17 protein-coding genes and 1 pseudogene are annotated in these 19165 nt (G+C 67.8%); 7 read left to right on the top strand and 11 right to left on the bottom strand.

Going from position 1 to position 19165, the window contains the following annotated elements; translation table 11 throughout:
• Positions 1-273: 273 nt before the first annotated feature.
• The 5 genes from JQX13_RS47805 to metF form a co-directional block, all read right to left on the bottom strand.
• Positions 274-2436, bottom strand: a complete 2163-nt coding sequence (locus JQX13_RS47805) for a TonB-dependent receptor (RefSeq protein WP_203406041.1) — start codon at positions 2434-2436, stop codon at positions 274-276.
• Positions 2437-2501: 65 nt separating this feature from the next.
• Positions 2502-2945 (bottom strand): hypothetical protein, encoded by a 444-nt coding sequence (locus JQX13_RS47800; RefSeq protein WP_203406040.1) that lies wholly within the window; start codon positions 2943-2945, stop codon positions 2502-2504.
• Positions 2946-3073: 128 nt separating this feature from the next.
• The gene (locus JQX13_RS47795; RefSeq protein ID WP_203406039.1) at positions 3074-3967 is read right to left on the bottom strand and encodes an alpha/beta fold hydrolase; all 894 of its coding nucleotides are present in this window, start codon (positions 3965-3967) and stop codon (positions 3074-3076) included.
• A 179-nt stretch (positions 3968-4146) separates the two neighbouring features.
• A complete protein-coding gene (locus JQX13_RS47790) occupies positions 4147-4560 on the bottom strand; it encodes a hypothetical protein (protein ID WP_203406038.1) in 414 nt (137 codons plus the stop codon).
• The gene (gene metF, locus JQX13_RS47785; protein ID WP_203406037.1) at positions 4557-5429 is read right to left on the bottom strand and encodes a methylenetetrahydrofolate reductase [NAD(P)H]; all 873 of its coding nucleotides are present in this window, start codon (positions 5427-5429) and stop codon (positions 4557-4559) included. The genes JQX13_RS47790 and metF overlap by 4 nt, the downstream gene beginning before the upstream one ends.
• Before the next feature lie 107 nt (positions 5430-5536).
• Between metF and gcvT the strand changes: the two genes are divergently transcribed.
• From gcvT to gcvP, 3 genes are all read left to right on the top strand, one after another.
• Positions 5537-6622 carry a glycine cleavage system aminomethyltransferase GcvT gene (gene gcvT / locus JQX13_RS47780; RefSeq protein ID WP_203406036.1) on the top strand — a complete coding sequence of 362 codons (1086 nt, stop codon included), beginning with the start codon at positions 5537-5539 and terminating at the stop codon, positions 6620-6622.
• 46 nt (positions 6623-6668) lie between these two features.
• The gene (gcvH, locus tag JQX13_RS47775; protein WP_203406035.1) at positions 6669-7058 is read left to right on the top strand and encodes a glycine cleavage system protein GcvH; all 390 of its coding nucleotides are present in this window, start codon (positions 6669-6671) and stop codon (positions 7056-7058) included.
• Positions 7059-7137: 79 nt separating this feature from the next.
• Positions 7138-10035, top strand: a complete 2898-nt coding sequence (gene gcvP, locus JQX13_RS47770; RefSeq protein WP_203406034.1) for an aminomethyl-transferring glycine dehydrogenase — start codon at positions 7138-7140, stop codon at positions 10033-10035.
• Between the two features lie 106 nt (positions 10036-10141).
• Here gcvP and JQX13_RS47765 read toward each other — a convergent pair whose 3' ends face one another.
• The 5 genes from JQX13_RS47765 to JQX13_RS47745 form a co-directional block, all read right to left on the bottom strand.
• Positions 10142-11110 (bottom strand): alpha/beta fold hydrolase, encoded by a 969-nt coding sequence (locus JQX13_RS47765; protein WP_203406033.1) that lies wholly within the window; start codon positions 11108-11110, stop codon positions 10142-10144.
• A 289-nt stretch (positions 11111-11399) separates the two neighbouring features.
• Positions 11400-11531, bottom strand: a complete 132-nt coding sequence (locus JQX13_RS47760) for a sigma factor-like helix-turn-helix DNA-binding protein (protein WP_239014304.1) — start codon at positions 11529-11531, stop codon at positions 11400-11402.
• Positions 11532-11655: 124 nt separating this feature from the next.
• Positions 11656-13293 (bottom strand): cellulase family glycosylhydrolase, encoded by a 1638-nt coding sequence (locus JQX13_RS47755; RefSeq protein ID WP_203406032.1) that lies wholly within the window; start codon positions 13291-13293, stop codon positions 11656-11658.
• An 833-nt stretch (positions 13294-14126) separates the two neighbouring features.
• Positions 14127-15326 carry an amidase gene (locus tag JQX13_RS47750; RefSeq protein ID WP_239015503.1) on the bottom strand — a complete coding sequence of 400 codons (1200 nt, stop codon included), beginning with the start codon at positions 15324-15326 and terminating at the stop codon, positions 14127-14129.
• Positions 15327-15396: 70 nt separating this feature from the next.
• Entirely contained in the window at positions 15397-15588 is a 192-nt protein-coding gene (locus JQX13_RS47745) for a hypothetical protein (protein WP_203406030.1), read from the bottom strand.
• A 54-nt stretch (positions 15589-15642) separates the two neighbouring features.
• Between JQX13_RS47745 and JQX13_RS47740 the strand changes: the two genes are divergently transcribed.
• The 4 genes and pseudogenes from JQX13_RS47740 (at position 15643) to JQX13_RS55755 (ending at position 18542) form a co-directional block, all read left to right on the top strand.
• A complete protein-coding gene (locus tag JQX13_RS47740) occupies positions 15643-15930 on the top strand; it encodes a MerR family DNA-binding protein (protein WP_203406029.1) in 288 nt (95 codons plus the stop codon).
• Between the two features lie 626 nt (positions 15931-16556).
• Positions 16557-17654 (top strand): hypothetical protein, encoded by a 1098-nt coding sequence (locus JQX13_RS47735; protein WP_203406028.1) that lies wholly within the window; start codon positions 16557-16559, stop codon positions 17652-17654.
• Positions 17655-17854: 200 nt separating this feature from the next.
• Positions 17855-18247: pseudogene (locus JQX13_RS56695) on the top strand (5'-methylthioadenosine/S-adenosylhomocysteine nucleosidase); the annotation flags it as partial.
• Positions 18248-18350: 103 nt separating this feature from the next.
• The gene (locus tag JQX13_RS55755; RefSeq protein ID WP_203406027.1) at positions 18351-18542 is read left to right on the top strand and encodes a hypothetical protein; all 192 of its coding nucleotides are present in this window, start codon (positions 18351-18353) and stop codon (positions 18540-18542) included.
• A 28-nt stretch (positions 18543-18570) separates the two neighbouring features.
• Here the strand turns inward: JQX13_RS55755 and JQX13_RS47720 are convergent, their stop codons facing one another.
• Positions 18571-19062, bottom strand: a complete 492-nt coding sequence (locus JQX13_RS47720; protein WP_203406026.1) for a MarR family winged helix-turn-helix transcriptional regulator — start codon at positions 19060-19062, stop codon at positions 18571-18573.
• Between the last annotated feature and the right edge of the window lie 103 nt (positions 19063-19165).

The raw sequence follows: 19165 nt of genomic DNA, 5'->3' as shown, positions 1-19165 counted from the left end.
CCGGGTTGAAGCAAGACATGTTCCGGGCGCGAAGACGCTGGTTTCACGCGCCAGGCCCCCGAAGGGACGTTCCCACGCACGCGAAGGACTGAGACTCCCCTGACAACCGTGTCATACCGGGCCGACCACGAATGGCCGACACGCCAGGGCCGGAGCTCGCGACCCGGACGGGCCGGGAACTTCGCGAACGGGCTGGACTCGCGTGTGAAACGCGGCCCACCCAACGCGAAGTCCCGGCCGGTGGCGTAGCACCGGGCCGCCCGTGCCGGGCTGTCAGAAGAAGAAGCTCACGCTGGCCTGGGCATTGAAGGGCGCGCCGGGGGTGAAGTGGACGTCCTCACACCCCTCGAAGGCATCGGCCTCGCCCGCGGGGCGGGTGCCCACGGGGCAGCTCGAGGGGCTCGTCTCGGAGGGCAACCGCGAGACGTTGGCGAACTGGGCCTCGCGCCAGACGGTGTCGAGCAGGTTCTGCACGCTCAGGTTCACCTCGTAGAAGGAGCCCCGGTAGCCCAGCGTCGCGTCCACGCGGGTGAAGCCCTCGGCGGTGAGCAAGCCGTCCTCGGTGGCCGGGCGGTCGCCCAGGTGCAGCACCCCGAGCCGACCGTAGATGCCGATCGGGTGACGCGCGGACACGCCGCCGGACAGGATGAGCGTGGGGGCGAGCGCCACCGCGTCACCGTTGCCGGCGTTCTGCACGTAGGTGGCGCGCGTGAAGGTGGCGTCCGCGTCGGCGAAGAGCCACGGGAGCACCTTCAGACGAGCCTCGGCCTCCAGGCCCTGGCGGCGGGTGGCGCCGCGGGCTTCGGTGGAGCCCTCGTCGCCCACCCAGACGAGCTCGCTGTCCAGGTCGAGCCGGAACACCGAGCCCGCGAGATCCAACCGATCGAACAACCGCGTGCGCGCGCCGAGCTCGTACCCCCGGGCCTTCGTGAGCGGCGTCACGGGATCCGGCTGGCGCACCACGCCGCGCGCGTCGTTGGAGTGGAAGCCATCGCCGAAGTTGACGTACAGCTCGGTGCTGGGGAGCGGGCTGACGACGAGGCTCGCCTTGGGCGAGAGGAGCGAGGCCTGCCGCACGCCCGAGGTCTTCGTGTCGAGCGAGGACAGGTCCTCCCGGTGGTCGTTCACGTCGAAGCCGAAGGAGTCCGCGCGCAGGCCGAGCACCGCCCGCAGCCAGGGGGTGAAGACGATGTCCTCTTGAGCGTACACCCCGAGGCTGCTCTCGCGGATGCTCGCGTCCACCACGGTCTCCAGCCGCTCACGAGCCTTGTCGTAGCTCAGGCCGTTCTCGATGCTGTCACTGCGCAGCTGCGTGCCGACCAGGGTGTCGAAGGTGATGCCGGCCCACTGGCGCCGGAAGCGGTAGCTGGCGTTGAAGCCGAGCACCGTGCGCCGATCGTTCTGCTCGATCATGTCCCCGTTCACCGGATCCCGGCTGAAGAAGGTGAAGTCGGAGTAGAGGTTGAGCCGGTACTGCACGCCGTACGCCATGATGTTCACCTCGCCGTCGTCGCGGGTGAGGGTGCGCCAGGTGGCGTAGGCGCTGTGGCGTTGCGAGTTGCCGCCCTCGGCGTCGTTCACGCTCCCGAAGCGGTCCATCAGGCCGGCGTTCACCGCGCGCAGGGGAATCTGGCCACTCGCGTTCCAGCCGCTGCCGTACGAGGTGATCGCCAGCGACAGCGAGGAGCGAGCCGACAGATCGCGCGTCACCTTGGTGAAGAGGCTGTAGCGCTCCAGGCGCTCGGGATTGAGGAAGGGCCCGTTGGTGCCGTACACCTGCCCGGCCACCACGGGGCTCCACCCCTCCACGTCCGGGGCGGCGATGAACATCCCGCGCCAGGTGTCGAACGAGCCGCCGCCCAACGTGAGCTGACTGGACTCGAAGTTGCGGCGCGTCACCAGGTTCACCGCGCCCGCGGTGGCGAAGTCTCCGTCCTGCGCGAAGTACGGACCCTTGCGCACCTCCACGCGCTCGATGAGCTCGGGGATGATCCAATTGAGGTCCGCGTAGCCCTGACCGTGCCCGTGGCTCACCATGTTGACGGGGACGCCGTCCACGAAGAGCGCCACGTCCGTGCCGTGGTCCGCGTCGAAGCCGCGCAGGAAGTACTGGTTGGCCTTGCCGCCGCCCGCGTGCTGCACGGTGTAGAGGCCGGGTACCACCTGGAGGATGTCCGCCGGGCGGGGGCGGGGACGCAGCAGGAAGTCCTGATCCCGCACCGTGGACGACGAAGCCGCCGTGAAGGGCCGTCGTGCCGTCACCGTCGTCTGCATGGAGGCGGGGGCCTCCGGCTCGGCAACAGCCTGCTCGGAGGCGGCGGGAGCGGCCTGTTCGGGAGGAGTGGGAGCGCTCTCCCCTGAGGACTGCGCGAGAGCGGGAACAGCGGACACAACGGTGGCGATCGCGGCCAGGGAGGCCACGCGAGAAGACAGCATGGGGGAACGACCTCGAGACAAGAGGGGAACGAAAGAGACGGACCGATCTGGAACGTCGGTGTCTCCTACGGGCCCTGAGGCATCGCGGTCGGACGGAGCGGCGCACCCGGGCGTGAGCGCTCCTGTCCCAGGTGCCGGGTACCGGCCTCGAGCCAGAAGACGAGCAGGCGGGGCAGGGCGAGCGAGGGCAGCGCCACCGCCTGGAGGTGCTCGACGCTACCCACCCCGTGCGTGTGGCTGGCCGGCCCGTGTCCCGGGTCATGCTTGTCCGCGGGAGCGTGCGAGTGCGGCTCGCGCTCATCGTGCGGAGCGGGGAGCTCGGGAGGAGGGGGCTCTCGTGAGTCGGCCCGTTGATGGGAGACCCAGCCCCGGGCCGCGAGCGCCGAGGAAGCGGGGCGCGCTCCTCCGTGCCCGTAGATGGCGTGGAGCACCGGCGCGAACGCCAGACCGAACACGGCCACCCACAGGCCGAGCCAGCCCAGATCGCGACGGTCCTCCCTCGTCAGCAAGACGGTGTGCTCCTCACTTCGCACTCAGGGGTGGAGGTGCTCCACCCCGGCCCTCTCCGGGGGAAGAGGGGGCGCACACAAATCACAACGGCCCGGACAAGTCTCGCAACATCGAGACGGAGGGGCGCTCAGCCCTGGCCGCGCAGGAACTCGCGGACGAACTGGCTGACCTCCCGCGGCTTCTCCAGGGCGACCCAGTGTGTCGCGTCGGGGAGCCGCCGGATGGTGAGGTTGGGCACCAGCTCCTTCAAGCCGCGCTGCCCGTCCGCCAGCAGGTAGGTGTCCTGCTCGCCGTGGATGAAGAGCACGGGCGTGTGCACGACGTACTGATCGGGCTTGAGACCTTCCAGCAGATTGCTGCCGCCCGGGTGGCCCTCGCCGTCGGGGGGACCCATCTTCGCCGCGCGGTAGTAGTTGAGGCCGGCGGTGATGGCGCCCGGCTGCCTCCAGGAGGCGACCCACTCGGCGACGTCATCCTCGGACAGGATGGCGCCGTGGGCCCGTGCATCGTTGATGACGGCCTGCTTCGCCCAGGCGAAGTCGTCGCCCATGAGCTGCGGCTCGGCCTGCGGCGAGGCGAAGACCAGCATGTACTGGGCCGCGAGCTGCTGGCGGGGGTTCTCGCGCAGCTCCCGGTCGAACAGGGCGGGGTGCGTGATGTTGATGGTGACGAACCGGGTCACCAGGTCCGGGTGGCGCAGCAGGAAGCTCCAGCCCAACAGCGCGCCCCAGTCCTGGCAGACGATGGAGGACTTCTTCAGCCCCAGGTGCTGCATCAACGCGCGCACGTCCTCCACGAGATGCTTGATGTGATAGTCCTCGACCTTCTGGGGCCTCGAGGTGAGGTTGTAGCCGCGCAGATCCGGGGCGATCACATAGTGGTCCTTCCCCAGATCGTTGAGCTCCTTCTTCCAGGCGCCCCAGTACTCCGGGAAGCCATGGAGGAAGATGATGGGCTCGCCCGCACCATGCGTCACATAGTGCATGCGGATTCCATTGATGTCTGCATAGTGGTGCTGCAAGGACCACTCCTCGTGAGAGAGGGAATGCGGCGAGAATAGGACCACACGCCCGGGAGTAAAAGCGCGCTCTGTGTGGGTCCATTTGACTTCCTCTCGGGATTTCAGGGGGAGCGGATCTCCCCCTCGGCCCTGACTCATTTTCGCGTGAAATGAGTCCACCGGGTCCACCCGTTGGACGGTCAAGTGAAGTGCTGTCGCACCTCGGGCATGCTGAGCACCCACAGCATCCACACGGCGAAGGGGAAGCCCACGAAGCAGACGGGAGTCGGCGTGATGACGGCGGTGGCCGCGCCCACCACCACGAGCGCCCACTTGCGCAGGTTGAAAGCGCTCCACGCACCCCAGAAGGTCAGCGCCCCGGTGGCGATGGCCCCAACGACCTTCAGGGGAGCCTCCCAGTCCGTCTGCCCCCGGAGCGAGGTGACGAACTCCGGTGGTGCCGGCAGGTAGCCCGCCAGCACGGCCGCCATCGCCAGCGCGTAGGCGATGTTGATGAGGGCCACGTTCATCAGCATGAAGGCCGGTGGGCGCAGCCGCTTCAGCGCGGGCCAGCGCGGATCGTTCCTCGAGACGTTCAGTCCAGGTCCACTCACGAGCGGGCCCTCAGGGCGCTCACGATCATCCGCGTCGCCGGGGACTTGTTGAGCGTGTAGAAGTGGATGCCGGGGACGCCGCGCGACAGCAGCTCCATGCACTGCACGGTGGCGTGCGCCACGCCCAGCTGCACCACGGCCTCGGGCTGATCCTTCACCCGCTCCATCTGGAGCCCCAGGCGCATGGGCACGGTGGCGCCGCACAGGCGGGTGAAGCGCTGCACCTGCTCGAAGTTGGTGATGGGCATGATGCCCGGGACGATGGGGACGTTGATGCCGATGCGGCGCGCCCGCTCCACGAAGTCGAAGTAGAAGGCGTTGTCGAAGAAGAGCTGGGTGATGACGAAGTCCAGGCCCGCGTCCACCTTCTCCTTCAGGCGGCGCAGGTCCTCGTCGCGCGACGCCGTCTCCACATGGCCCTCCGGGTAGCACGCCCCGCCCAGGCAGAAGTTGAAGTCCTCCTCCCGGATGAAGCGCACCAGCTCGGAGGCGTAGCGGAACCCCCCTTCCACGGGCTCGTAGGTCGTCTGCCCCTGGGGTGGATCTCCTCGCAGCGCCAGCACGTTCTCGACCTTCGCGTCCGCGAGCCGACCCAGCAGCTCGCGCAGCTCCTCGCGCGTGTGGCCCACGCAGGTGAGGTGGGCCATGGCCTCGATGCCCGTCTCGCGCTTGATGCGGGCGACGAGATCGAGGGTCTTGTCCCTCGTGCTCCCGCCCGCCCCATAGGTGACCGACACGAAGCCGGGCTCCAGGGGCGCCAGCTCCTCCAGCGTCTTCAGCAGGTTGGTGGTCCCCTCGGGCGTCTTCGGCGGGAAGAACTCGAAGGAGAAGCACGGATTGGACGGATTCAAACGATTACGAATCTTCATGACGCGAGCAGTCTAGAACGTCCCAGGCGACTTCCCGAGAACCTTGATTGGGGGAGGTGCGCGGTTATAGTCCGCGCGTTTTTTCACCCCCCACAGGAGAGATGAACATGGCCCGGCGTACGCCCCTTAACGAGGCCCACCGCAGGCTCGGCGGCCGGATGGTGGATTTCGTCGGTTGGGACATGCCGGTGCAGTACAGCTCCGTCATCACCGAGCATGAGGCCGTGCGCAACGCCGTTGGCCTGTTCGACGTGTCTCACATGGGGGAGATCGAGTTCACCGGTCCGGGCGCGCTCGAGACCGCCAACAAACTCATCACCAACGATCTCTCCAGGTGCGCGGACGGCCAGGCTGTCTACGCCGGGTTGCTCAACGAGCAGGGCTGCTTCGTGGACGACGTGGTGGCCTACCGCTTCTCTCCCGAGCGGATCCTCGTCGTCGTCAACGCGTCCAACAAGGACAAGGACTTCGCCTGGATGCAGTCTCACGCCGAGGGTGTGAAGCCGGTGGATCGCAGCGACGACTACGCGCAGATCGCCGTGCAGGGACCCAAGGCCGTGGGCCTGGTGCAGCGGCTCACCCCGGTGGACGTGTCGAAGGTTGGCACCTACCGCTTCACCGAGGGCCAGGTCGCGGGCGTGCAGTGCATCATCTCGCGCACCGGCTACACGGGCGAGGACGGCTTCGAGCTGTACTGCGCGCCCGGCGAGGCGGAGAAGCTGTGGGAGGCGCTGCTGAAGGAGGGCCAGCAGGACGGGGTGAAGCCCTGTGGCCTGGGCGCGCGCGACAGCCTTCGCACGGAGATGAAGTACGCCCTCTACGGCAACGACATCGACGACCAGCACACCGCGCTCGAGGCGGGGCTGGGGTGGATCTGCAAGCTGGACAAGGCGGGCGGCTTCATCGGCCGCGACGTGCTGGCGAAGCAGAAGGCCGAGGGCGTGAAGCGCAAGCTGGTGGGCTTCGAGCTGACCGGCGCGGGCATCCCCCGCCATGGCTACCCCATCCTCAAGGACGGGCAGCGGGTGGGCGAGGTGACGAGCGGCACCATGGGCCCGTCGGTGAAGAAGCCCATCGGCATCGGCTACGTGCCCGCCGAGCTGGCCGCCGAGGGCTCGACCTTCGACGTGGAGATCCGCGGCCGTCCGGTGTCCGCCGTGGTGGTGAAGACCCCCTTCTGGAAGAAGTCCTGACGCATTCGCAAGCCCCTGAGCATCCCCTTTTCCGAGGAGCACGGACATGGCCGGCAGCAACCCCAGCAATCTGAAGTACACGAAGGAGCACGAGTGGGCCCGCGTGGAGGGCAACCGCGTGGTGGTGGGCGTCACCTCCCACGCCCAGGAGGCGCTCGGTGACGTGGTGTTCGTGGAGCTGCCCAAGGTGGGCGCCACCGTCACCTCCGGCAAGCAGTTCGGCGTCATCGAGTCCACCAAGGCCGTGTCGGAGCTCTACTCCCCGCTCTCCGGCAAGGTGGTGAAGGTGAACGACGCCCTCACCGACAATCCCCAGACGATCAACACGGACCCCTATGGCGCGGGGTGGATCATCGAGCTCGAGCCCTCGGACAGCAAGGAGCTGGACGGGCTCATGGACGCCAGCGCGTACGAGAACCTGCTGAAGAACTCCTGACGTGTCCGGGGTCTGAACGGGGACGGTCGGGCTGTTAACTACCGTCATTCGTTTCACCCGCACTGCGAGTGCTCGAACTATGTCCTTGAATTGGAAATACCAGGAGTCGTTCGCCGACCGTCACATCGGGCCGGATGAGAAGGAACTGCAGGGGATGCTGAAGACCCTGGGCGTGGGCTCGGTCGACGAGCTCATCGACCAGACGGTGCCCGCTGCCATCCGCTCGAAGGAGCCGCTGAAGATGGCGGCGGCCTGGTCGGAGCACGACGCGCTCGCGGTGCTGGAGTCCATCGCGGCGAAGAACCAGCTGTTCCGGTCCTTCATCGGGATGGGCTACTACGACACCCAGACCCCGAACGTCATCCTGCGCAACATCCTGCAGAACCCGGGCTGGTACACCCAGTACACGCCCTACCAGGCGGAGATCGCCCAGGGCCGTCTGGAGGCGCTGCTCAACTACCAGACCATGGTGATGGACCTCACGGGCATGGAGGTGGCCAACGCCTCCCTGCTCGACGAGGGCACCGCGGCCGCCGAGGCCATGGCGCTGGCGCTGCACACCCAGGGTGAGGGGAGCGGAGGCGCCTTCTTCGTCTCGGACACCTGCCACCCGCAGACGCTCGACGTGGTCCGCACCCGCGCTCTTCCGCTGGGCGTGGAGGTGGTGGTGGGCGACCACCGCACGGTGGACCTGTCCGCGAAGAAGTACTTCGGCGCGCTGGTGCAGTACCCGGCCACCGATGGCGTGGTGCACGACTACCGCGCCTTCGGCGAGAAGGTGCACGCGGCCGGTGGCCTCTTCATCGTGGCCACGGATCTGCTGGCGCTCACGATGCTCACCCCGCCGGGTGAGCTCGGCGCGGACGTGGCGGTGGGCAGCGCCCAGCGCTTCGGCGTGCCCATGGGCTACGGCGGTCCGCACGCGGCCTTCTTCGCCACGAAGAACGCCTACACGCGCGTGATGCCGGGCCGCATCATCGGTGTGTCCGAGGACGCCCAGGGCAACCGCGCCCTGCGCATGGCGCTGCAGACGCGCGAGCAGCACATCCGCCGCGAGAAGGCCACGAGCAACATCTGCACCGCGCAGGTGCTGCTGGCCATCATGGCCGGCATGTACGCGGTGTACCACGGGCCCCGCGGCCTGAAGTCCATCGCCGAGCGTGTGCACGGGCTCACGATGCTGCTGGCGCGCGGCCTGACGAAGCTGGGCTACGGCGCCAACTACGAGAACGTGTTCGACACGCTCCGGGTCGAGGCTCCGCCGCCGCACATCCGGGGAATCCTCTCGGCCGCCGAGGCCAAGGGGATGAACTTCCGCCGCATCGACGAGCGGGCCGTCGGCCTGAGCCTCGACGAGGCCACGCGTCCGGCCGACGTGGAGGCCATCCTCTCCGTGTTCGCCGGCGGCAAGCCCCTGGGCTTCACGCTGGACGAGCTGGGCAAGGAGCTCCAGAGCACCCTGCCCGAGGGACTGCGGCGCACCAGCCCGTTCCTCACGCACCAGGTCTTCAACAGCTACCACTCCGAGACGGAGATGCTGCGGTACATCCGCCGCCTCGAGTCGCGTGATCTGTCGCTCACGCACTCGATGATTCCGCTCGGGTCGTGCACCATGAAGCTCAACGCCACCGCGGAGATGATCCCCGTGACGTGGCCGCAGTTCGGCAAGCTGCACCCGTTCGCGCCGAGCTCGCAGGCGGCGGGCTACCGCGTGCTCTTCGAGCAGCTCGAGCAGATGCTGGCGAGCGTGACGGGCTTCGCGGGCGTGTCGTTGCAGCCCAACGCGGGCAGCCAGGGTGAGCTGGCGGGCCTGCTCGTCATCCGCGCGTACCAGCAGCATCGCGGCCAGGGCCACCGCGACGTGTGCCTCATCCCGTCGTCGGCGCACGGCACCAACCCGGCCTCGGCGGTGATGGCGGGCTACAAGGTCGTCGTCGTCAAGTGCGACGAGAACGGCAACATCGACGTGGCCGACCTGCGCGCCAGGGCCGACGAGCACAAGGCGAACCTGGCCTGCTTGATGGTGACCTACCCGTCCACACACGGCGTGTTCGAGGAGGAGATCAAGGAGATCTGCGCCATCGTCCACGAGCGGGGCGGCCAGGTGTACATGGACGGGGCGAACCTCAACGCCCAGGTGGGGCTGACGAAGCCGGCGGAGATCGGCGCGGACGTCTGCCACATCAACCTGCACAAGACGTTCTGCATCCCGCACGGCGGTGGCGGCCCGGGCATGGGTCCCATCTGCGTGGCCAGCCACCTGACGAAGTTCCTGCCGGGTCACCCGGTGATCACCACGGGTGGCAACGAGGGCATCGGAGCGATCTCCTCGGCTCCGTGGGGCAGCGCCAGCATCCTGGTCATCTCGTGGATGTACATCGCGATGATGGGCGGGGAGGGGCTGACCCGGGCCACGAAGACGGCCATCCTCAACGCCAACTACATCGCCGAGCGGCTGCAGCCGCACTACCCGGTGCTCTACCGCGGCAAGCGGGGCAGGGTGGCGCACGAGTGCATCGTGGACCTGCGCCAGCTGAAGAAGACGGCGGGCGTCGAGGTGGAGGACGTGGCCAAGCGGTTGATGGACTACGGCTTCCACGCGCCGACGGTGTCGTTCCCCGTGGCGGGCACGCTGATGATCGAGCCCACGGAGAGCGAGTCGAAGGCGGAGCTGGATCGTCTGTGCGACGCGCTGATCGCCATCCGTGAGGAGATCCGCGAGATCGAGGAGGGCAAGGCGCCCAGGGACAACAACGTCCTGAAGAACGCGCCGCACACGGCCCGGGTGATCACCGCGCCGGAGTGGAACCGTCCGTACTCGCGCGAGAAGGCCGCCTTCCCGGCGGCGTGGGTGGTGGAGCACAAGTTCTGGCCGGCGGTGGGCCGGCTGAACAACGTGCTGGGCGATCGCAAGCTGGTGTGCTCGTGCCCGCCGATCGAGGACTACATGTCGCCGGAGCCGTCGAAGGCGGCGTAAAGCCTCGTCATTCCCCTGCATTCAGACAAGGGCCTCGGGTTCTCGGAACCCGGGGCCCTTTGTCTTGGTGCACCCGGCATGCCCAGGCCTGGACGCCGGGTCCGCTTCACCCCGCCGGTGGGGGGCTGAGCCTTTCGCTCGGAGCCACTCGCGCCAGGAACGAGAGGATGCGGCTCGCGAGGGCCGCCGGGTGGCTGAGGGTTGCCAGATGAGGGGCCTCGAGGAACATGACCTCGATGTTTGGCTGGTGATGGACGAGCGCCTGGTGCTCCCGCTTCAGCCCCTCCGCGAAACTGTCGAGGAAGCCGTGCAACCAGGGGGGCATGTCGGGCGCCGAGGGCGCGATGGGCGCGGTCAGCTGGAAGATGAGCAGGGGAGTTGTCACCTGGGCGTAGACCGCGAACAGATCTGTCTCGTTCGTGAGCTCCTGGATGGTCCGGAGGGCCTCTCCAGAGGGCCTCAGCCGGTAGTCGCCGTGAGCATCGTGCACCGCCGCTCGCCACGTCGACGCGACCAGCACTTCCACCGGGACCCCGAGCTGCTCCGCCAGGGATTTCTGCGCGTCCAGCATCGCGCGGAACGTGGCTTCGGGCATAGGGGTGTCCAGGGCGGACGCCTGCCTGGCCATCCAGTCCTTCATCCACGCGAGCTGCTCTCGCGCCAGGTTGGGGGGAAGACCGGGGAAGCGCTCGGGGGGCAGCCACCCGTGGCCGTCGATGTTGATGGCGGCCGGGCAGTCGGAGTGCCGGGCGGCGTACACCCCCGCGAGTATGCCGCCCAGGGATTGGCCGATGATTGCGGTGCGGCCCAGGGCCAGGTGCTGACACACCCGCTCGAGGTCCACCACGAGCTCGTCCCACGACCAGCCCCCTTCGCCCGAGTGGCCATGGAGGCGCAGGTCCAGCGCGACCACGCGGTGCTCATCGCGCAGCAGGGGTGCGAGCAGGCGCCAGTCCTCGAGCGTCCGTCCGATTCCGTGGACGAGCAGCACCGCCGACCCGGAGCCACCGTAATCCCGGATCGCGAGCCGGGGATTGCCCTCGATGAACGCTTCACGGAAGTCGGAGACCGCCATGGTCGATGCCTCCCCAATCCGAGGGTAATCACGAGGGGCTGGGTGGTCGAGCACGTGGCCCCAGCGTCTCCAGGCACCGCGCCACCCACTCGCTGTTGATGGAGGCCTCCAACCTGCGCTGTCAGCTCACCTTCTTGTTCGCCGCACTTTCAGGTCAAAACCCGAGGAACTCGAGCTCTTCATCCGTGAGCTGATGCAAGGTCCAATCCGGCGGCGCTGACCTCGACGCGCGCTGGCCTCCGGACTGGTCCCCGCTCCAGCTCGCGGCATCATCAGCTTAGAACTTCGCTCAGCGCTGCAACTCCGCTTTCGCCCGGTGCAGCAGCACGGCCGCGTGGCCCGGCGTGAGGGAGAGCTCGCGCGCCACCTCCGCGCCGGTCATCTTCTCCAGCATCCGCATCGTGACGACGTGACGCTGCACCTGGTGAGGCATTCCCTGGGCAGGCGCCCGCTGATGGGCGAGGCGCGATAGGCTCGGGTGCTCCAAGAGCGGCGCGCCGGGCCGGGAGGGACCCCGCCTCGGTCCCTCCCTGCCACAGACTCCTTCAGTTGACGGTGCAGGTCAGGGTTGGCGAGGTATTGGAACCGGAATACGCCGCCTGGAATCCGAAGGTCGTGCTGCTCCCTGGCTGGATGACACCGTTGTAGCTCATGTTCCGCACCGTGACGCTCGCGCCGGATTGGGTCGGCGTGGCGTTCCACATGTTGGTGATCTGCTGGTTGCCACCGAAGGTCCAGCTGATCGTCCAGCCCTTGGTCGCGGTGGTCCCGGTGTTCGTCACCGTCACGGTGGCGCCGAAGCCGGTGCCCCACTCGTTATCGAGCTTATAGGTCGCCGTGCAGCCGTCGGTTCCTCCCCCGGAGGACTGGGTCGTCGCGGAAACGGTGTTGGACGCCTCGCTCACGTTCCCAGCGGCATCACGCGCATACACCGTGTATTTGTAGGTCGTGTTCGCAGACAGCCCCGTGTCCGTGTACGACAGCATGCTGCTGGGGAGCGTCGCCACGCGGGCGGACCCTCGGTAGACATCGTAACCGGTCACCGCGACGTTGTCGGTCGAGGCGCTCCACGCGAGCGACACGCTGCTCGACGTCGTACCTGTCGCCTCCAGGTTGCCGGGCGCGGTCGGGCGCTGCGTGTCGCCACCTCCCTCGAAAACCGAGGCCTCGACGGAGGTGGCCTCGAGGCCATTGGCACTCGTGATGAGCCAGTTGCCCCAGTCCGTGCGGCTGGCCGGGTTGAAGTTGGTGACCATGTCGAGGTATTCGACGCCACCTCCGTTGCCGCTCCACGACCAGCCTATGTAGCCGAGACCCAGCGACGTGGTGTGCTCCGTGATTGTCACCTCATCCGGATCTCCGTCGGAGTGGTACCACCCGAACTCGCCGACGAGGATGGGCAGGCCACGGCTGGTAAACGAGTCGAGGTAGGCCTTTACCTTCGATGGGGTGTTGTAGACGCCGTACATGTGGATGCTGAAGATGGAGTTGCGCAGCGGGTCGGCCTCCCAGATCGTCTGGGCGTTGTCCCGCATGGTGTTGGACCAGTCCTGCCCCCAATTCGGCCCGTCAATCATCAAGGTGTGCGTCAGCCCAGCAGCGCGCAGGCGTTGGATCGCATCAATGATCGCCGCAACCCACGCCGTGGGATTGGTGTTGCCATACGGCTCATTGCCGATGTTGATGATGGCATAGGCCTCCTGGCCAACGAGCGCACTGCGAATGCTCAGCCAGTAGTCGACGGCCTGAGAGAGGCTGTAGGCGTCACTCGCCTCCCCATAGCCCGTCGTGTCGTGGTTCTCGAGCACGCAGATGAGCCGGTTCTGCTTGCAGAGCGAGATGACGTTCGCCACATCGCTGGCCGTGTTGACCGACCACCGGCCACCGCTCAGCACGACGCGGACGCTGTTGGCCCCCACCACCTTGATGTCAGCGAACGAGCTGGTCCTCTGCGGGTACCATGCGTGCGGGTGGCTGATACCGCGGATGATGAAGTCGTTGCCGTTCGCGTCGAGGAGCCGGCCGTTGACGATATGGAAGCCACCGTCCGCGGCATGGGCGGCCCTGATGGGCGCGAGGACGGAGAGCGCGGCAATCAGCACGGCGCTTGTCGCGGTGGTGAGGAGCTTTCGCCACCAGAACCAGACATGACGGGGATCAGCGTGGTGAATCTGTCGGGACATAAAGGTGTCTCCAGAAGTGAGCCCAATGGCAGGCATGGACCCGCCATGGGCCTGCAATGTCTGACAGCATTGTCATCCCTCTCCCTGGGGTATGTTCTCGACAGTCCCTCCTCGTCCCGAGTGATGGCTGCTCCACGGTCACAAGAGGGGGTGAGCGAATCACAACGTTGTCATTTTTGGTTGAAGGGAAGATTTCAGCTTGATGGCAATGAGGCGGAGCCTCCTGGGGTCACCGGATTGGCGTGCGCCACCGCTGGGTTGCCTCCAGACGTGAGGCGCTCATGCCCGTGACGTCCCGCTTGATGCCTCCCGCGCGGATGAAAGAGAGGGGGGAACGAATCGTAACGTTGTCATTTTTGATTGAAGGAAAATTGCAGTCTCTTGGCAATGAAGTGCATTCTCCAGTGGTTCCCGGGATTTGGGGGCGCTCACCGCTGAGTCGCCCCACCAAACGCGAAGCGACAATGACAGTAACTGAAGCCAGATTGTGGAGGAATTCAAGCGAAACCGTCCATCTCGGAATATGTTGAGTGCAGGACGGTTTTGGGGATGCAGGAGAGCGATTCACCGGGGGGGTGATGCCAGTCATTGTGAGGGTGGGCCTGTGGCCAGGGACGGGCTCCCTTCCTCCGGCCACGGCTCCGCCCCCCGCATGGGGGAACTACTCTACGCCCCGCGAGCCACTCTTCGTGGAGTGAGCGGCCAGTCAAGCAAGTGTTGGCGATGCGGGGATGGGTCGACCAGCCCCGGCGAGACGATGGACCGGCCTCCCGAGTGCGCCGACGAGACGCGCGAGGTGAAGCCCACCGCGTGTCGTCGTTGCGCGGGTCCGCTCACGTGCCATGTTGGCGCGTCCCTGCTGCGCCAGGGCGAGGCCCTGTTATATCCATTCCGAGCCCCCATCCGAGCAGGGCCACGTCCTGTTCCCATGGCGCGACCAGCTGAACGCCCACCGACAGCGCACCGAGCGGACGCGGGAGGCACAGCGTCGGCGCGCCCAGCAGACTCCACGGCGCGGTGATGCGCAGCACCGCACGCCGCACTGGCAGCACTCCTTCCGCGACACCGACTTCTTCCTGGTCGACCCGGGGCGCCACGTCTGGTACCGCGGGGCCGAGCAGGACGTCCACCTCGCTGAACAGTGCCTCCAGTCGCGTGCGGTACGCCTCCCGCCTGGCACGCGCGGCCGCCACGTCCGCCTTGCTCAGTGCCGCGCCCGCGCGAAGGTTCGCTTCCGTGGTGGCGATGAAACCCGGCGCTTCGCTCGTCAAGGCCCGCGCATGCACGGCCGCCGCCTCGCTCAGCACGATGGGCGTGTACGCATCCATGATGTCGGGAAAGGGCACTCGCGTGATTCGCGCCCCCAGCGCCGCCAACCGTGCCGCGTCCGCCTCCACCACGGCCCAGACGTCCGGGGTAACCCAGGCAGGGACGTCCCACACGCCCACGCGCACTCCGGCCCACGCCCTCGGAGCCACGGCCTCGCCCGACAAGGCGGTGTGGATGCGAGCCACCCCGCGCACTTCCCGCGCGAGCGGGCCCGTGTGGTCGCAGGTGGAGCTCAGCGGCAGCACGCCCTCGGTGGGCCAGGCGGCGCTGCCTTTCGTGGGCTTGAAGCCCACCACGCCGCACCACGCGGCCGGCACGCGGATGCTGCCACCCGTGTCCGTGCCGAGCGCGAAGTCCACCTCGCCCGTCGCGACGCTCACGGCCGCACCGCCGCTGGAGCCACCCGCCACCCGCGTGGGCTCCAACGGGTTGCGCGTCCCGCCGAAGGCATTGGCGCCGGTGATGCCGAGCGCCACCTCGTGCAGGTGCGTCTTTCCGAGGAGCGTCGCCCCGAGCCCCAGGAGGCGAGCCACGAGCGGACTGTCACCCACTTCGGGAAGGACTGCCCGAGAGCTGCCCCGCAGCGGCCATCCCGGCACGCCGTACAGGTCCTTGGCGCTGAACGTCAGGCCCGAGAGCGGCCCGTCCGCCGCGCCTCGAAGAGGGGCATCCGGGCGGTACGCCCATGCCCCGTGAGGGTCCATCGTCATGCCCGGAGTGTACCGCGACGGCCAGCACTCGCCGCCTCGAATGGTTCCGTCGGGGCTTGCACGGCTAGGCGCTGACGAGCCCTATCGAGTATTCCCACAATCGCTCCGCCTCCTCCTCGGGCAACCCCGACAGCGCCGGTCCGACGACCGCGCAGTCCTCACAGTGCAGCCCGCCCTTCCCAACGAGCGAGGGCGATGTGGCCGCCCAGACCTGGGTCGCCGCGCCCTGCTCGGGCGAGCGGAATGACGGATTCACAGGGGCGCCAGAGGAATCGACCCAGCCGGCCTCGATCATCTCCGCGCGGCTGAGGTGCCGCTGTACACCGATGCCGACGTCGCGTGGATCGTGAACTGCCGCATCTTCCGCGCCTCCGGCATGCCGCTCGCGACGATCGCGAAGCTCGCTCGCCTCATCCGGAAGGGAGAGGGGACGGAGCGAGAGCGACTCGTTGTGCTCCGCGAGCACCAGGAGCGCATCGCCGCACAGCTCGCCGACCTGCGGCGAGCGCGGGAGCTCATCGACGCGAAGGTCGCGAGCTATGAGAAGCACCTCGCCGCGGGCACGGCCGCGGGGCTGTGGGTCGGGCCGCGCGGCTGACGACCTCGCCGTGGGGCCTGTGGAGCGGCTGCTGAAGTCCTCAGATGGAGGCGGACGCCCGGGCCCAGCGGGGCCCAGGCGTGCCAGTCGCCGGGGCGGCGGTGAGTAGGGTCAGGAGGAGGAACAGGTTCACGGAGATGCGCCTCTCATGAGAGTGGAACTGCCTGCGGGGGAGCTTGTCCCATGGAGGGAAAGGAGCCATGCCTTCCGGCACCATGACGGGCATGTTCCATTCGGGGGGGAGGCTCGGACTCCTTGAAATCAGTGATGCGTGGCGTACGGGTGCCACGGTTGTCATGGGACGTGAACCCAGGGATGCTCCTGCCCCTGTTTCGCGCGAGGTCGAAGCCATGCCGAGGATCACGTCGTCAGGGGGAATGCCTGACCGTCATCGCGGAGCGTTACGGTTTGGTGATGGTCTCGAGCGTGCCGCGTCCTGGGTCCTGAAACGGCTGAAGACGAGTGCCAGGTGGCGCGTCCGCACCTCGATGCCCCGGGACGTGAGCGGCTGGACCTCGCCCGAAGCCTGTGGCGCGGCACCTCAGACGTGCTCCGCGACTCCGGCCCACCCGTAGGCCGCCCTCATGCCCAGGTCTTCTCCGCGCCCGGTGCCCCGCCCACGTCCCTTGCGGACCCTGCTCAAGCCCGTGTGGATGCGCGACCATCGCTGGTGGGTACGTGAGCGGGCGGATCATCTCGCGAGCCGGGTGTTCGCACTGGCAGGCGGGGCTCTGCTCATGGGCGCCGCCGCGCTCGTGCTGGGGTGGCTCGGAGTGGTGCTGCTGCTGCCGGGCCTTCTCTATGCCGCGGGGTTGGTTTGGCCACTGACCCGGCCCGGGGAACTCACCCTCGTGGACTTCCGCGAGGGCACGGTCGGAAGTGTTCCATTCCGCAAGGTGCGGGCGCTGGCGCTGGAAACCTGGCTTCTTGCCCGGCCCAACCTCAGTGGCCCTGACGTCGCCTCCCAGGTGTGGTCGTTGGACGTGCTGCGCACCGATTCGAGCGTGCCCAGAAGACTCGCGGTGCATGCCGACGAGCTCGTGCTGCTACGCGCGGCCCGCCAGCTCTCCCTGGCGCTGGGCGTCCCGGTGCTTGATCACTGCGGCCCGGAGGGAGAGGTCTCCGTCTGGCCCCCGAAGCCCGTGCCCCTGCGCCGCGAGCAGGGGCCGCGCAAGGACGGTGGAATCGCGGGCGTTCCCGCTGCGTCCGGAGGAGGCTCCGTCCGGGCGCGTGTGACGCCCGCCGGACTCGAGTTGTCGTGGCATGCACGGCCGTACGTGCATCTCTTCTTCATGGCGCTCTGCTCCTTCCTACTGGCGTACGGAGTCGTCCTGCTCAATCGCCAGGAGTTGCGACCCTTCATCGTGGCCATCCTCATGGGGATGGCCATTGTCGCGTGGCTTTTCCTGCTGGCACTGCGAGGCACCGCCGCGCGCGGCATCAACAAGCTCACGGTCGGTCGCGATGTGCTGCTGCTTCGCACGCCAGTCCCGGTTCCATGGGTCCGGCGCATCCCGCTCGGGAAGGTGCGCGGGTTGCGGTTGTCGCGGTTGCTGGCGGGTCAAGTGCTCATCGGGAGCGGGGAACGTCCCCTCCGTGTGGCGCACACGAAGCTCGACGTGCTGGGGGAGCGAGGCCCCCTGGTCCGCATCGTCCTGTCGCCCGCTGAGGCGATCTCGCTGCGCACGCAACTCGAGGCCGCGCTCGCCGCGCAGCGAGCTTGAGAAGAGCTAGGAGAGCACCCGTTCGCATGGAGCCGAGTCCCTCTTGTGCTTCACCCGCCGAGTGGCCACCTCGTCCCTCTTCGCAACCTTTGGTAGGTTCGCGGCTGTTGCCCCTCCTGCAACGCAACGAGCGGGACCTTCCCCCTCCCGAGCCCAGGGAGGTGCCCCGCATCGCGGTCGTCACGGCCTAGGCGCCAGAGCTGGAGGCGCTGCTGCCAGGTCTGGAAGTTCAGGCCACGGAAGAGCTCAATGGCCGAACGTTCCGTCTGGGGAAGCTGGGCGGCAAGGACGTGGTGCTCTTCCTCTCCGGCATCTCCACCGTGAACGCAGCCATGACGGTTCAGCTCGCGCTGGACCGCTTCAATGTGACACACATTGTCTTCAGTGGCATCGCGGGGGGAGTCAATCCCGCGCTGAACATTGGTGACGTGACGGTGCCCCGGCAGTGGGCCAACTACCAGGAGCAGGTCTTCGCCCGGGAGGTGGGTCCGGACACGTGGCAGCTCCAGCCACAACATACGCGCGAGCTGGGCCACTACGGAATGGCATTTCCCCAGTACATGGGGGTGCTCCGGAAGGGAGGCACGCCAGACGTGCCAGAGAACAAATTCTGGTTCGACGTGGACCCGGGGATGCTCGCGGTGGCCTCGGCGCTGACGGGCAAGCTCCAGCTTCCAGGACGGAAGCGGGAGCGGCGTGGACGCGCTGGACATGGAGACGAGCGCCGTGGCGGTGGTGGCCTACTCCAACGGCGTCCCCTTCATCGCCTTCCGCTCGCTGAGCGATCTGGCTGGAGGTGGAAGTGGCTCCAACGAGATTTCCACCTTCTTCCAGCTCGCGGCGCACAACTCGGCCCTGGTGGTGCGCTCCTTCCTCGAATCGCTCTGAGCTCCACGAGGGGCTCCATGGTGCTCCCTCACCGGGCCGGAGGAACCCCGAGCCGATCCAGGTCCTCGTTGAGCCGGGCCAGCAGCCGGGAGAGCTCCTCCTGGTCCTCGCTGGGCCAGGTGTCGAAGAGCCGCCGTATCGGCTGCATCCGGGCCTGGCGGACCTCGATGAGACGTGCCTCGCCCCGGGGGGTGATACGCAGCGGCACCGAGCGGGCATCACGCTCGTCCGCCACGGCCTCCACCAGCCCTTCCTCCTCGAGCTTCCCGAGGTGCCGGCTCGCCGTCGACTTGTCGATGCCGAACCGGCGAGCCACCTCGCCCACCCGCAGCGGCCCCTCTTCGAGCAACCGCACGAGCAACGCGTAGTTCCAACGATCGAGAACATCCTCGTCCCGCTTCTCGCTCCAGAACAACCGGAGCGCGCGCCGGACGAACACGCTCAGCTCCCGCTCCAGGGAATCGAGCGTGGCCTCCTCGCGTGCCGGTTTCCGCCGCTCCTTTTTTCGCTGTCTGTTCATGTCCCCTCGATTTGTTCAATGGCCCAATACCGCGAGGAAGTCCATGCCGCGGTGCATCGTCGCGGGGAACAATGTCGCGCCGTGCAACATTGCACGGCACAAC

This window comes from Archangium violaceum, assembly GCF_016859125.1.
In the GTDB taxonomy this organism is placed as follows: domain Bacteria; phylum Myxococcota; class Myxococcia; order Myxococcales; family Myxococcaceae; genus Archangium; species Archangium violaceum_A.
This window is presented reverse-complemented; position numbering and strand designations above follow the sequence as displayed.